The organism is Brevibacterium sp. LE-L (genome assembly GCF_050214925.1).
Lineage (GTDB): Bacteria > Actinomycetota > Actinomycetes > Actinomycetales > Brevibacteriaceae > Brevibacterium.
In genome coordinates this window covers 2,985,797-3,000,361 of sequence record NZ_CP189759.1, presented here as the reverse complement: position 1 = coordinate 3,000,361, position 14,565 = coordinate 2,985,797, and the positions used below count along the sequence as shown (strand labels likewise).

The 14,565-nt window shown below is 64.2% G+C and carries 13 protein-coding genes; 5 read left to right on the top strand and 8 right to left on the bottom strand.

From position 1 onward, the window contains the following. Positions 1-24: 24 nt before the first annotated feature. The 4 genes from ACQE2J_RS13605 to ACQE2J_RS13590 form a co-directional block, all read right to left on the bottom strand. Entirely contained in the window at positions 25-777 is a 753-nt protein-coding gene (locus tag ACQE2J_RS13605; RefSeq protein ID WP_135538008.1) for an SDR family NAD(P)-dependent oxidoreductase, read from the bottom strand. Between the two features lie 38 nt (positions 778-815). Beyond that, positions 816-1,595 (bottom strand): SDR family NAD(P)-dependent oxidoreductase, encoded by a 780-nt coding sequence (locus ACQE2J_RS13600; protein ID WP_135538010.1) that lies wholly within the window; start codon positions 1,593-1,595, stop codon positions 816-818. Positions 1,596-1,658: 63 nt separating this feature from the next. Further along, entirely contained in the window at positions 1,659-2,546 is an 888-nt protein-coding gene (locus ACQE2J_RS13595; protein ID WP_135538012.1) for a polysaccharide deacetylase family protein, read from the bottom strand. A 355-nt stretch (positions 2,547-2,901) separates the two neighbouring features. Continuing rightward, a complete protein-coding gene (locus ACQE2J_RS13590) occupies positions 2,902-3,963 on the bottom strand; it encodes a 2,3-butanediol dehydrogenase (protein WP_135538389.1) in 1,062 nt (353 codons plus the stop codon). 144 nt (positions 3,964-4,107) lie between these two features. Here ACQE2J_RS13590 and ACQE2J_RS13585 point away from each other — a divergent pair, with 144 nt between their 5' ends. After that, entirely contained in the window at positions 4,108-6,222 is a 2,115-nt protein-coding gene (locus tag ACQE2J_RS13585) for a heavy metal translocating P-type ATPase (RefSeq protein WP_135538014.1), read from the top strand. A gap of 134 nt (positions 6,223-6,356) precedes the next feature. Further along, on the top strand, positions 6,357-6,854 hold the full coding sequence (locus tag ACQE2J_RS13580; RefSeq protein ID WP_135538016.1) for a hypothetical protein: 498 nt from the start codon (positions 6,357-6,359) through the stop codon (positions 6,852-6,854). A 108-nt stretch (positions 6,855-6,962) separates the two neighbouring features. On the opposite strand, the gene rraA is transcribed toward ACQE2J_RS13580, so the two are convergent. From rraA to ACQE2J_RS13560, 4 genes are all read right to left on the bottom strand, one after another. After that, the gene (gene rraA / locus ACQE2J_RS13575; protein WP_135538018.1) at positions 6,963-7,430 is read right to left on the bottom strand and encodes a ribonuclease E activity regulator RraA; all 468 of its coding nucleotides are present in this window, start codon (positions 7,428-7,430) and stop codon (positions 6,963-6,965) included. A gap of 45 nt (positions 7,431-7,475) precedes the next feature. Beyond that, positions 7,476-8,498, bottom strand: coding sequence for a D-cysteine desulfhydrase (locus tag ACQE2J_RS13570; RefSeq protein ID WP_135538020.1), 1,023 nt, complete (start codon positions 8,496-8,498; stop codon positions 7,476-7,478). A 36-nt stretch (positions 8,499-8,534) separates the two neighbouring features. Then, the gene (locus tag ACQE2J_RS13565; RefSeq protein ID WP_135538022.1) at positions 8,535-9,011 is read right to left on the bottom strand and encodes a hypothetical protein; all 477 of its coding nucleotides are present in this window, start codon (positions 9,009-9,011) and stop codon (positions 8,535-8,537) included. A gap of 231 nt (positions 9,012-9,242) precedes the next feature. Next, a complete protein-coding gene (locus tag ACQE2J_RS13560) occupies positions 9,243-10,586 on the bottom strand; it encodes a dicarboxylate/amino acid:cation symporter (RefSeq protein ID WP_135538024.1) in 1,344 nt (447 codons plus the stop codon). A 160-nt stretch (positions 10,587-10,746) separates the two neighbouring features. Between ACQE2J_RS13560 and ACQE2J_RS13555 the strand changes: the two genes are divergently transcribed. The 3 genes from ACQE2J_RS13555 to ACQE2J_RS13545 all read left to right on the top strand — a co-directional run bounded on the left by ACQE2J_RS13555 (position 10,747) and on the right by ACQE2J_RS13545 (position 14,540). Continuing rightward, the gene (locus ACQE2J_RS13555; protein ID WP_135538026.1) at positions 10,747-11,748 is read left to right on the top strand and encodes an acetamidase/formamidase family protein; all 1,002 of its coding nucleotides are present in this window, start codon (positions 10,747-10,749) and stop codon (positions 11,746-11,748) included. A 68-nt stretch (positions 11,749-11,816) separates the two neighbouring features. Beyond that, positions 11,817-12,575, top strand: coding sequence for an SDR family NAD(P)-dependent oxidoreductase (locus tag ACQE2J_RS13550; protein ID WP_135538028.1), 759 nt, complete (start codon positions 11,817-11,819; stop codon positions 12,573-12,575). 108 nt (positions 12,576-12,683) lie between these two features. Then, positions 12,684-14,540, top strand: a complete 1,857-nt coding sequence (locus tag ACQE2J_RS13545; RefSeq protein WP_240689597.1) for an acyl-CoA dehydrogenase — start codon at positions 12,684-12,686, stop codon at positions 14,538-14,540. The last annotated feature ends 25 nt before the right edge of the window (positions 14,541-14,565 follow it).

Genomic DNA, 14,565 nt, shown 5'->3' with positions numbered 1-14,565 from the left:
GTGACGAATTGCAGGCACCGCACATCAGGGCATCACATCTCCGCTGTTGGGTCCCAGCGTCTGCCCGGTGTAGAGATCGCCCCCGGGAGAGGACGCCAGAAGGAGTGCTGTCGGAGCCACTTCCTCCGCAGTACCGAAGCGACCGATCGGCAGCTCGGCCTGTTTTTCGCGCTTCCACTCATCGCTGAGGCCGTCGACCAAAGGCGTGTGGATCGGGCCGGGAGCGATCGAGTTGACGAGGATGTTCTCAGGAGCCAGCTCGAGGGCCATCGCTTTGGTCATGCCGATGACGCCGGCCTTTGCCGCGACATAGTGGGTCAGTCCGGTTCCACCCTTGATCCCCAGCTGCGAAGCGACGTTGATGATCCTGCCGCCGCCTCGGCGCTGGAGGTGCGGCAGTGCGAAGCGGGCGGCGAGGAAGACTCCCTTGAGGTCGATGTCGATCGTCCTCTCGAACGTTTCGACGCTCATTTCGGCCAGCGGAGTCTCGTCGAGTGTCCCCGCCGCCGAGACCACGATGTCGAGCCCGCCGAGGCGCTGCGCCACGCGATCGACCGCGGATTGCATCGATTCGGCGTCCGTGACATCTGCGGTGACAGCGATGGCGGTTCCGCTGTTCGACAGCGACGCGGCAGAGGCTTCTGCCGCCTCGCTGTTGATGTCGAGGACGGCGACCGCGGCTCCCTGCTCGACGAAGATCTGGGCGATCGCGGCTCCGATTCCGCTGGCGCCTCCGGTGATGAGCGCGACCTTGGACTTCAGCTGTTCCTGTGTCATGTGTTCCTCTTCCAGAAGGTGTGTCTCAGGGCGGTGTCTCAGCTGGGCCAGCGAATGGTCAGCCCACCGTCGACGATGAGTTCCTGGCCCGTGACATACGCGCTGTCATCGCTGGTGAGGAACCGGATGGTGCGGGCGCATTCGTCTGTGGTGCCGACTCGGCCCCAGGGGATGATGGAGCCCGCGGCCTCGAGTCCTTCCTTGCCCAGAGAATTCGCCCCGTCCAGTGACTGGGGACTCTCGATGAGCCCAGGAATGACCGCATTCACGCGGATGCCCTGCGGTGCCAGCTCGACGGCAAGAGACCGGCACAGACCGAGGACGCCGGACTTGGCAGCCGCATAGTGTGCGTGCTCTTCCCAGCCGTAGACTCCGCCGGCGATCGAAGAGGTGGCGACCATCGCTCCGCCCTTGCTCATCTTCGCCGCTGCTGCCTGGAAGACGCGTAAGACGCCGTTGAGGTCGACATCGAGCATCTCGCCCCATGAGTCGTCAGTCATATCGTCGAGGGCGTTGCGGCGGAGGATTCCGGCGGCAGCCACCGCGATGTCGAGTCGCCCGAACTCGTCGATGGCGGCCTGTGCCATGGCTTCGCACTCTTCGGTGCTGCGCACATCGGCGGGCAGCGCGATGCACCTGGCGCCTTCGGCTTCGACGGCGGTGATCGTCTGCTGCACGTCGTGATCGTCTCCGGGGAAGTAGTTGACCACGCTGTGGGCTCCGGCACGGGCGTAGGCCACAGCAAGTGCCTGTCCGATTCCGCTCGCACCGCCGCTGATCACAGCGACCTTGCCGGCCAGTCCGTCATCGTTACTCATTGGTTCCTCTCCTTGTGTGGGTGAATGGTTCATCAGACGCACCGCTCACCGACCGGGGCCGCTTCAGCCCTTCTTCCGAGGTGAGCGCTGAGCGAAGTCGGCTGCGACGTCCTTCATATAGGCGAATTCGACGCCTTCGTGCGCGGCCATGTGATCGAACAGGCGCTCGAGCATGAGGAGGTTCTGCGGACGGCCCGAGACATCGGGATGGATGGTGATGGGGAAGACGGCGTAATCCATTTCGCGGTAGACCCAGTCGAACTGGTCGCGCCACAGATCCTCGATGTCGCGTGGTGAGACGAAGCCGTGCGAGGTGAAGGAAGATTTGATGAACATCATGGGCGGCAGGTCATCGAGGTACCAGGAGGCAGGGATCTCGATGAGATCCGTCTCCGTGCCGCGGACCAAGGGCTTCATCCACTCGTGTGCTGACTCGGCGTCGTAGTCGATCTTGGTCCACTGGTCGCCGACGCGAACGTAGTATGGGGTGTGGTCATCGTGCATAAGGGAGTGGTCGTAGAGGAATCCGCGCTCGGCGAGGAGCTCGTTGGTGACCGTGGAGAACTCCCACCATGGTGCGACGTAGCCGACGGGTTTCGTGCCGGACCGTTTGGTGATGAGGTCCGTGCAGTAATCGAGGATCTCCTCTTCCTGCTTGCGCGTCATGGCCAGGGGGTTTTCGTGCGAATACCCGTGGACGCCGATCTCGTGTCCGGCCTCGACGACCTTGTCGAACTGCTCAGGGAAGGTTTCGATGGAGTGACCGGGCCAGAACCAGGTCGCCGGCATGTTCCGGCGGCGGATGAGCTCGAGCAGTCGGGGGACGGCGACCTCGCCGGCGAACATGCCGCGGGAGATGTCGCCGGGGGAGTCCTCTCCGCCGTATGAGCCCAGCCAGCCTCCAACGGCGTCGACGTCGATTCCTACGGACACGAAGATCTTCTTTGACATGTGGACTCCATTTCTCCATTGATATGTGGTTTCGCAGCGGTCGATGGTCAGCGAACCGGGGTCGGGAGGATCGGTCTCAGTCGCCGTGCATTTTGCCGCAGCCTCGCATCTTCTGCATTCATTGTTGCAATCGATTGTAAAACCGATAGTGCGACTGTAGCGCAGACGAATGTGGCCCGCAACACTCCTTCGCGCGGTCGCGGTTGGCTGGGCGAGTGTGGCCGAGGGGAGTCGAGAGGGTGGCTGCGGATCCACGTCCCCGACGAAAGGAGGAGGTCCTCCCGTCGCTCTGCTCCGACACGCTGCGGTGTGGGGAGAGCGGCGGGAGGACCTGTTCGTGCTGGTGCCCGGGTGGTCAGGCTCGCGGATCGACGATGATCTTCACGTGCTGTTCGTTGTTGTCGATGAGTTCGTCGAATCCACCGGTGATGAGTTCGTCGAGGCCGATGCGAGCGGTGATGAATGCCGAGAGATCGATCTTGCCGCTGCCCGCCAACTCGATCGTCGACGGGTGATCGCCGGAGTAGCCGATCGTTCCGCGCAGGTCGATCTCTTTGAGGACGAGCTTCGGCATGTCCACTTCTGGTTTGTGGCCCCAGATCGAGACATTGACGATGACCCCGCCCGGTCGGACTGCGTCGAGGAGCATGTCGAGAACCACCGGGACCGAAGAGCACTCGAAGCCGACGTCGGCGCCCTTGCCGTCGGTGCGTTCCCGGACGGCCTCCGCGACGTCACCGTCGCGAGGATCGAAGACCTCGTCGGCGACGCCGGTGGTCAAGGCCATCTTCTTCCTGGCTTCGGAGAGCTCGGAGATGTAGACGGTCAGGCCTTCGGCCTTGAGCACCGCAGCCGTGAGCAGACCGATGGGCCCCGCGCCACCGACGATGGCGACCTGACCGGACTGCGCTTCAGAGCGGGCATAGGCATGGTGGGCGACGGAGAGCGGTTCGATGAGCGCCGCCTGGTCGAGGGGGATGTCTCCGATCGGATGCACCCAGCGACGCTGCACGACGATCTTCTCGGCAAGGCCGCCTCCGCGCCCGCCGAGGCCGATGAAGTTCATGTCCTTGGACAGCTGGTAGCTCTCACCGATGCTCGTGTCGACGTCGTCGGCGATGATGTAGGGCTCGACGACCACCGTCTGTCCGACCTTGAGGTCGGTGATGCCCTCGCCGAGGTCGGTGATCGTCCCGGAGAACTCATGCCCCATCGTCACCGGTGCAGATTCTCCGGAGATCGGGTGAGGGTGGCCTGCCGGTGGGACGAAGATCGGACCTTCGAGGTATTCGTGGAGGTCCGTTCCGCAGATTCCGCACCAGGCGACGTCGATGGCGACGGTGCCCGGCAGGAGATCCGGTTCCGGAATGTCTTCGATGCGGATGTCTTTGCGGTCGTAGAACCGTGCTGCTCTCATCATGTTTCCCTTCGAGTGGTGCCGCGGCAGCGGGTGTCTTCGAACGATAGGCCCGGAAGCCGCCGGAGAGCCAGGGTTGCACGAGATTGCGTGGTGGGGTGAATCACCGTTGAACAATACCCTATGGGGGTATATGTTGAGGGTATGGACAAGCATCGCACTCATCGGCATTCGGATCACGAGGAACACGGCGGTTTCGGCGGACATGAGGGTGCCGCAGATGGAGCCGGCCACGCGGATCATGCCGGCCACGCCGGCCACGATGATCATGTCGCGCAATTCCGACGACTGTTCTGGATGATGCTCGTCATCGCCGTTCCCGTCGTCGCATTCAGCCCGATGTTCGGCCATCTGGTCGGCTACGAAGTCCCCGATGCCGGGTTGGTCGGAGCGTTGTCGTGGCTCGCGCCGATCCTCGGCACGGTCATGTACGTCTGGGGCGGCAAGCCCTTCCTGACCGGAGGCGTCTCCGAGATCAAGGGACGCAGCCCGGGGATGATGCTGCTCATCGCCTTGGCGATCACGGTCGCCTTCGTCTCATCATGGGGATCGTCCCTCGGTCTCCTCGACCCGCAGCTCGACTTCTGGTGGGAGCTGGCGCTGCTCATCGTGATCATGCTTGCCGGGCACTGGATGGAGATGCGATCGCTTGCGCAGACCACCTCGGCGCTGGACAGTCTGGCGGCGCTGCTGCCGGATGAGGCGGAGAAGATCGAAGACGGCGAGGCGGTGGTGGTGTCGCCCGATGACCTTGTGGTCGGTGACGTCGTCCTCGTCCGTCCGGGGTCGTCCGTGCCGGCGGATGGTCGCATCCTCGAAGGGTCGGCGAGCATGGACGAATCCATGGTCACCGGAGAGTCGGCGACTGTGCGCCGTGGCGAAGGCGATGCCGTCGTCGCCGGGACCGTGGCCACGGACTCGGGGCTGCGGCTCGAGATCACGGCGATCGGAGAGGACACCGCGCTCGCCGGAATCCGCAAACTCGTCGCCGATGCCCAGAATTCCTCGTCCCGGGCCCAGCGCATCGCCGACAGGGCCTCGGCCTGGCTGTTCTGGTTCGCTCTCGGATCGGCCGTGGTCACGGCCGTCGTCTGGTCGCTCATCGGCATGCCGGACTCCGCGGTCGTCCGGACGATCACCGTCCTCGTCATCGCCTGCCCGCATGCCCTCGGCCTGGCGATCCCGCTGGTCGTGTCCATCGCCACCGAGCGGGCTGCTCGTGCCGGGGTGCTGGTCAAGGACCGGCTGGCGCTGGAGACGATGCGCACCGTCGACTCCGTCCTGTTCGACAAGACCGGAACCCTGACAAAGGGTGAACCGACGGTCACCGGCGTCGAGGTGGTGCCGGGCGCTCATTCGGCACGAACAGAAGCCGAAGTGCTCCGTCTGGCTGCCGCGGCAGAGGCCGACAGTGAGCACCCGCTGGCGCGGGCTCTCGTCCGGGCCGCGGACGAACAGGGCCTCGACGTTCCGTCCGCAGCCGAATTCTCCTCGTCTCCCGCAGTCGGTGTCAGGGCTGTCGTCGATGGTCGGACCGTCGAGGTCGGCGGGCCGAGGCTGCTGGCCGAACACGATGCTGCAGAGGCGCAGATCGCCGACCAGTGGCGGTCCGAAGGCGCCATCATCCTTCACGTGCTGGTCGACGGCGCGGTCATCGGCGCGCTGCGGCTGGCCGATGAGATTCGTCCGGAGTCACGCGACGCTGTTGTGGCCCTCCACGCCATCGGTGCTCAGGTCGTGATGATCACCGGTGACGCCGAGGCGGTCGCGAAGTCCGTGGCTGCCGATCTCGGCATCGATCGCGTCTACGCCGGCGTCCATCCCGCAGACAAGGCTGCCAAGGTTGTTGAGTTGCAGGACGAGGGTCGGCAGGTGGCGATGGTCGGCGACGGGGTCAATGATGCGCCTGCACTGGCGCAGGCCGACGTCGGCATCGCCATCGGCGCCGGCACCGATGTGGCGATCGGCTCGGCTGGAGTCATCCTCGCGTCCGACGACCCGCGCTCCGTGCTCTCGATCGTTGAACTCTCCCGGGCGACCTACCGCAAGATGAAGCAGAACCTGTGGTGGGCGGCCGGTTACAACCTGCTGTCGGTTCCGCTGGCAGCAGGCATCCTGGCGCCGATCGGCTTCGTCCTGCCGATGAGCGTCGGTGCCATCCTCATGTCGATTTCGACGATCGTCGTGGCGCTCAACGCTCAGCTTCTGCGCCGGCTCGACCTGCGTCCCGAATCCGCGGTCGAGCACGTGTCCTCGTGACGCTGATTCGCGCGTGAGGGGAGAGGCACCCGGAGGAATCGGGCTCAACCGAAAGCCAGCCGGCTTCCTCGCGGAGGCGTTCGGCTTTGGGGGTGCCGCACTCGGGCAGGGGCTGCACCGATAGGCTGGTGCCCATGAAGTCAGTTGCCCGTCTCATCTGCACAGCTTCGATTGCCTTGGTGCTGCCTCTGAGCGCTTGCGGCTCCAGCGACGAAGAGCCCGCGGCGGACTCGACTCCGACGCAGACCATGTCGGTTGTGACACAGGGCTTCGACTCGCTCGAAGACCTGTCCGACTATGTGGCGGAATCGCTGGATGGGGTCGAGGTGCATCTTGAATCGGAGACGAACCCGGACTTCGATGCGCAGAACGAAGCCGACCGCCTCCACGTCGATTTCACGTCGGACCAGCAGCGGGCAGCGGACATGGAAGCGACCGCACTCATCGTCCAAGCGGCCTCGCAGGCCGCCTTCGACTACGACATCCTCATGGTCACCGGTGACGTGTCGGCCGGGGAGTGGTCGTATCTCTACGACCGAGACACGGTCAAGAAGCTCACGAGCGATGGAAGCATCGTCGTCGCCGATGTCTGGGACGCTGCAGAACAGAGTTTCGACACCCTCCACCGCTGAGGCCGCCCCCTCAGGCCCGACTCCGGGGACAACAGGCCAACGACAGAGGCCGACGCAGAACCTCTGCGTCGGCCTCTGTCGGTTCCATTTCTCGAGGGGGGGCTCGACCTATTTCTCGACAGCGACCCCATCGGCATCGGCGAAGACCATCGCTCCGGGACGGATCGTCGCCCCGCCGATCACGACGGGCACGTCGATCTCTCCGACTCCGTCCTTCGCGCTTTTGCGCGGATTGCTGGCCAGCGCCTTGATGCCGAATTCCATCTCGGCCAGAGCTTCACGGTCGCGGACGGCTCCGTTGATGACCACTCCGGACCACCCGTTGCTGACCCCCGCCTCGGCGATCATGTCGCCCATCAGGGCGGTGGCGATCGAACCGTCGCCGTCGATGACGAGGACGGCGCCGTCACCGGGTTGGTTGAGAGTCTGCTTGACCAAGGCGTTGTCCTGGAAGCACCGGATGGTGCGGGCGGGGCCGGAGAATGAGATCTTGGCCCCGAAATCTCCGAAATTCAGCGCGACGGAGTACAGCTCATCGCCGCGCTCGTCCCAGAGGTCTGCTGTCGATACTGTCATGATTGCGCCTTCCGCTGATCGTGTGAGCGAGTGTATGCGTGGTGATCAGGCGAATGCCTGAGCCCGAGCATAGAGTCCGGGCACCCCACCGGAGTGGATGAAGACGACATTCTCCTCTGCGGAGAACCTGCCCTGCCGGACGAGGTCGATGAGACCGGCAGCCGCCTTGCCGGTATACACGGGGTCGAGGAGGATCCCCTCGGTGCGGGCGAAGAGTCGCACGGCCTCGACCATTCCTGCAGTCGGCAGGGCGTATCCGATACCGTAATAGTCGCCGAGTCCCACCGTGTGCTTCCGGGCGGCCGGGGACAGGCCGAGAAGCTCGGCGGTGGATCCGACGAGACCGTTGATCTTCGTCTCCTGGTCTTCGCGTGCGCGGCTGACATTGATCCCGACCACGGCGGTACTGCTGCCGGCCGCCTGGAGACCGACGATGAGGCCTGCCTGCATGCCGGCCGAACCGCTGGGTGTGATGATCGTCGTGGATTCGAGCCGCGCCGAGGCGAACTGATTGAGCATCTCCTGCGCGCAGTCGACATAGCCGAGGGCACCGATCGGGTTCGAACCGCCGACAGGGATGACATAAGGATTCTTGCCTTCTGACCGCAGGGACTCCGCCAGGGACTCGGCCTCACCGAGGAGGTCGGCGCCGTTGCCGAGTACCGTGACCGAATCGGCGCCGAGGAGATCGAAGAGCAGGAAGTTGCCCGTGAACTCCGGCGGATTCGACCCTGCCGGACCGAGGCCGGTCCCTTCGGGGCCGAGATCCTCTTCGACGATGAGGTGACAGTCGAGCCCTTCACGACGGGCCGCGGCGAGAGTCAGGCGGCAGTGATTGGACTGGACGCCGCCGACGGTGACCAAGGTGTCGGCTCCCTGCGCCAGTGCATCGGCGATGAGGAACTCGAGCTTGCGCGTCTTGTTTCCGCCTTGGGCCAGTCCCAGCTGATCATCCCTCTTGACCCAGATCTGCGGCCCGCCCAGGTGCGCGCTCAGCTGCGGCAGATGTTCGAGCGGAGTCGGTCCGGAACTGTAGCGGCGACGTGGAAAAGCCTCAAGAGTGACCATGGTCTCCGAGTGTACCCGCAGGTCCGGACTCAGTTCTCACCTCGTGAAGCGCGCTGTGAGCACGGCGCGATCCGCGTTCTTCGCAGCGGCATGCCTGTCCACTTCGAGAGTGAGCAGACGGCCGGTCGTCCGGTTGGCATAGACGGCGGTGGCCGTCGTCTCGTCGGCGTCGGCGGCCACGCGCTTCCACTGCTTCACATGAGCATCCCCCTGCGCAGTGAGAGCTCTGACGACTTTTGGCCGTGCTCGTTTCTCCAGGTCGCCGGTCGTGCCTGAGACCCACGCGCGGATGAGGCCGTCCGCATAGTCCGCGGCGGTGTTCGGGTGACCGACGCTGTGTGTGTCGGCTGCCGTTCGTCTCACTTCAGGCGCCTCCGACTCAGTCGATGTCGATGCGGTCGTCTGCGCGCCGGACGGCTCTCCGGCAACGGCCGGACCGGCCGAGAGCAGACCGCTGCCGAGGACGACGGCGGCCGCTGCGGCAGACACACGGTGAGCGGCGGTGATGAACATGGTGGCGAATCCTCCTGCAGATCGTGGTCATTGCTGGAGCTGAGTATCGTCCGCCCAAGTGAGAAGCACCGCCCGGAGCCTGAGCAAAGGCTTGGAAGCCGAAGTCCGATTGCGAATGTTTCATTGCGATCATGCGGCATCTCCGAGATATTCGACCAGGGCTCGGAGTCACCGACGATGAAGCCGCAGAAGTATGACGAAAACAAGTGACCTGACGGAATCAAATCGTGATCACGTCTGGTCGGCGGACGTCGTGTCGGCCGACGCTTCGGCGGAGGTGGCTCGTGCGTCCTCCTCCTGGTCCATCCAGTCCTTCCCATCGAGGATGCGAGCGACCATCATGGAGCTGGCCTGATCGCCGACAGAGTTCACGGTGGTCGCCGGCGGGTCGATGACTGTGCCGATGATCTGGATGATCGGCAGCGCTGCTGCCGGGAAGCCGTAGAGGGTGATGATCATCAGCTCGCCGATGAACCCGCCCGAGGGGATTCCGGCCATGACCATCCCGGCCAGCAGCGCCACAGCGACGCCGATGAGGATGTTGCCCGGGGTGAAGAAGTCGCGGCCGAAGACGGCGAAGAGGAAGGAGATCTTAAGTATCGCGGACAGGCTCGAACCTTCCATGTGGATCGTCGCTCCGATCGGAATGATCGTCTCCCTGACATCGCGGGGCACGCCGATGCGCTCGCCGGCTCGCAGGTTCGCCGGAATCGCCGCCACCGAGGAGGACGTGCCCAAGGAGATCGCCGTCGGTTCGATGATGTTGCCCCAGAAACGGGTGACTCCGCGACGGCCGCCTGCGAAGAAGGCATAGAGAGTGAACGCGAGGATGAAGTAGACGATCGCCACCGGGTAGTAGACGAGGAAGGCGCGCACATAGTCGCCGACCAGCTGCGCCCCGAGCTCGCCGATGAGGGCCGCGAAGTAGGCGCCCAAGCCGATCGGTGCGTAGTACATGATGATCGAGGTGAACTTGAGGAACACCTCGGAGCCGGAGTTGAGGAACTGAGCGAACGGCCTGCCCGCCTCACCGATCTTCGACGTGGCGATGCCGACGACGACGGCGAAGACGATGAGTGCGAGCATGTGCTCGGCGGAGAGGATCTTCGAGAAGTCGTCGACGACGAAGGTGGATACGAGCTGATCGCCGATCGATCCGACCTCCTCGACGTCGTCGGGCTGAGACATCTCGACCTGGACCCCCTCTGTGGCCTTCGTCATCCACAGGGCTGCGATCATGACGACCGAGGCGATGATGCCGGTGACCGCGAAGACTCCGAGCATGCCGCCGAGGATCTTTCCCAGTCGCTTGGCAGAGGACATTCCCGCTACCGCTGAGGCGATGGAGAAGAACACCAGAGGCACGACAAGGGTGAACATCATATTGATGAACAGAGTGCCGAAGGGTTTGATGACGGTGGCGCGCTCTCCGAAGACGAGTCCGATGATCGCACCGATGACGACCCCGGCGAGGATGAACAGCGGGAAGCGATAGTTGCGCAGGACCCGAAGGAGCCCCGACTTCTGCGGCTGATGGCCGGAGCCCGTCGGGCTCGAATCGACGAGGGAGGGCATAGAGCCTGCCTTTCACATAGTGCGTGGCGGCAGGAGAGACCGCCAGGAGAGATCATAGTGGGCATTCACGATCAGCTGGTTGGAATGTCGCCGTCGGAGGGACGACCGAGTGCTTGCGGCAGGCCATTGGCTGCGTGATCGCCATCACTTACCATGAGATATGGAGATCTTCGACTTCGCGCCGCGGCCGGATCAGTTCGCCTACACCTTCGGCGGTGTTGCACCGGTGGCCGCAATCGAACCCGGCACGGCATTGCGGCTGTGGTCCGAAGACGCGTTCAACAACGCGATCACCTCACGATCCGATGTGCCGAGCGCGCAGCTCGATCCGCACAGGCTCAACCCGCAGACGGGCCCCTTCTACCTCAACGGCGCTGAACCGGGCGATACCTTGGCCATCCACATCGTCGATCTGACGCCCGCCCGCAGCTGGGGCGCCTCGGCGACGATTCCGTTCTTCGGCGGGCTGACGGCCACAGACCGGACCAGTCTGCTCCACGACGCACTTCCGGAAGCGGTATGGATCTATGACATCGACACTGCCGCACAGACTGTGGGCTTCCAGACCCGGGCAGGCGATTTCGAACTCGCACTGCCTCTCGAACCGATGCTGGGCACGGTCGGAGTCGCGCCCGCTGGGGGAGAAGCGCACTCATCGCTGACTCCCGAGCGTTTCGGCGGCAACATGGATACGCCGGAGATGCGGGTCGGCAGCACCGCATACTTCGGTGTGAATGTCGAGGGAGCGCTGTTCTCCATCGGCGATGGTCACTACCGCCAGGGCGAAGGTGAGGCATGCGGCACCGCGGTGGAGGGGGCGATGAATTCGACGATCATCGTCGACCTCATCAAAGGAGGGGCTCCGCTGTGGCCGCGGTTGGAGAGCGATGAGCACTGGATGGTTGTGGGCTCGTCGCGTCCGATGGAGGATTCGTGGAGGATCTCTCAGGTCGAGATGATCCGCTGGCTCTCGGAGCTCTTCGGTCTGGACAGTATGGATGCTTACCAGCTGCTGACTCAGATCGCGTTGGTCCCGGTGGCCAACGTGGTCGACACCAATTACAGCGTCATGACGAAAGTGGCGAAATCTCTGCTGCCGAGTGCCGCGGCATTCGACGGCATCCACGCGGACCTGCGTCGGCGTGCACGGGAACTCCGGTAGCCGGAGGGGCGCATGTCACTGAGCCGAGTGATGTGCGTCGTGGTGAGTTCGGGAAAGAGGCACGACAAGTGGATCTGAGGATCGGCGGGAAGACCGCCATGGTCACGGGCGGAACGCGAGGAATCGGTCGGGCAATCGTCGAGGCTTTTCTCGCCGAGGGCGCGAATGTGGCCTTCTGTGCTCGCAGCACTCAAGAAGTCGCCGACACGGAACTGGAATGCGCAGCACAGGGGAGGGTCATCGGAACGGCGCTCGATGTCAGCGACAGCACGTCGCTGAACAACTGGGTCGAGTCCACCGCTGAGGAATTCGGCGGAATCGACATGGTCGTCGCCAATGTCAGCGCCTTGGCGATACCGGACACAGAAGAGAACTGGTACCGCTCATTCAACGTCGACCTGATGGGGACGGTGAACTTGGCGAAAGCCACGATCGCCCACCTCAAGGACAGCGAAGCCGGGTCGTTGATCGCCATCTCGAGTGTCTCGGGTCGAGAGGCCGACTTCGCTTCGGGCCCGTACGGGACGATGAAGACCGCAATCATCGGGTATATGGCTGGGTTGGCTCTGCAGCTGGCTGAGACCGGAGTGAGGGTCAACACCGTGTCTCCGGGGAACACATACCACCCGAACGGTGTATGGCCCGGCATCGAGACCGGCGACCCCGAACTCTTCGACTATGCGCTCGGACTCAACCCGACCGGACGCATGGGCACTCCTGAAGAGACCGCAGCCAGCGTCGTCTTCCTCTCCAGCCCGTGCAGCAGCCGAACGTCGGGCGCGAATCTCCTCATCGATGGTGCTCTCACGAGGGGAATCCAGTTCTGAAGAGGCGACTCAGGGCCCTGCCCAGGAACACAGCGGACCGGGCAGGGCCTCGTGCTTGCAACCGCGGTCAGTCCTTTACTGAACGAACGTTTGGCCTAAACTGAAGCTGTGACTGATGAAAACACCGGCAATGGCGTCGTGCAGGCCACCACAGAGTCCATCCTTTCGACCACCGACATCGATTTCCTTCTCTACGACTGGCTGAGAGTCGATCAGCTGTGCAGCAGGCAGCGCTTCTCCGACCACTCGCGTGAAGTCTTCGACTCGGTGCTCTCCGCGAGCGAAGAGTTGGCCAAGGAGCAGTTCGCCCCGCACGCGCGCAAATCCGACCTCAATGAACCGACCTTCGACGGCAAGACGGTGACGCTGATCCCGGAGATCAAGGCCGCACTCGGCCAGTTCGCCGACATCGGACTGCTGTCGGCGACGATGGACGAATCCTTCGGCGGCATCCAGCTGCCCCAGACCGTGGCGAAGGCCTGCTTCGCCTGGTTCCAAGCGGCCAATATCGCCACCGCCAGCTATCCGATGCTGACCATGGCAAATGCCAACCTGCTGCTCGAATACGGGACCGAAGAGCAGATCGAGAAGTATGTCCTGCCCGAACTCGACGGGCGCTTCTTCGGCACCATGTGCCTGTCCGAGCCCGAGGTCGGCTCCTCGCTGGGCGATGTCACGACGAAGGCCGTGCCCGATCCGGACGGAGGAGAAGGGGCTTTCCGCGTGCACGGGACGAAGATGTGGATCTCCGGCGGCGACCATGAGCTCTCAGAGAACATCGTCCACCTCGTCCTCGCCCGCGCCGAAGGCGACCAGCCCGGAGTCAAAGGACTCAGTCTGTTCCTCGTGCCGAAGCACCTCGTCGACGACGACGGCAGCCTCGGCGAACGCAATGACGTCGTCCTCTCGGGCCTCAACCACAAGATGGGCTGGCGCGGAACGACGAATACTCTGCTCAACTTCGGCGAGGGAGCCCACACTCCCGCCGGCAGAGCCGGTGCCGTCGGCTACCTTGTCGGGGAGCGGGGCAAGGGGCTGGCCTGCATGTTCCACATGATGAATGAGGCCCGTATCGGAGTCGGTGCGGGAGCCGTGGCCGTGGGCTATCACGGGTACCTCGACGCCCTCCGCTATGCCCGCGATCGTCGTCAGGGGCGTCCCGACGGAGCCAAGGGCGCCGACTTTCCGCCGGTGCCGATCACCGCGCATGCGGACGTCCGGCGCATGCTCATGGCTTCGAAGAGCTACGTCGAAGGCGGCCTCGGACTCACCCTCTACGCCGCTCGTCTCCTCGACGATTCCGAGACGGCCGAAACCCAGGCCGAGCGCGATCGCGCGGCTCTGCTGCTCGACGTGCTCACCCCGATCGTCAAGACCTGGCCGAGCGTATGGTGCCTCAAAGCCAACGACCACGCCATTCAGGTGCTCGGAGGAGCGGGTTACACCCGCGACCACGATGTCGAGCAGCTCTACCGAGACAATCGGCTCAACCCGATCCACGAAGGCACGCACGGCATCCAAGCCAAGGATCTGCTCGGCCGCAAGGTCGTGATATCCGGGGGAGAGGGACTGCGGGTCCTGCTCGAGCAGATGCGTACGACCATCGCCGAGGCGGCCGACACCTCTGCCTGGAACGACGAAGCCTCGGCGCTGAGTTCGGCGGCTGACCGGATCGAAACCGTGACCGCCGCGGTGTGGTCCGATGGGGATCCGGTCTCGGCGCTGGAGAACGCGTGGACCTATCTCGAAGCGGTCGGCCACACCGTCATGGCGTGGCTGTGGCTGCAGCAGGGCATGACCGCCGAGGCGACTGCCCAGGACCGCGGAGACTCATCTTTCCTGCAGGGCAAGATCGCAACCGCGCGGTACTTCTTCACTCATGAGCTGCCGCTGACCGGCCCGTGGTTCGACCTCGTTGAGAGCCGGTCGACGACGTTCGCCGATCTCGACGACTCCTGGTTGTGAGGCTGGGCTGAGAGCCGTGTGACTG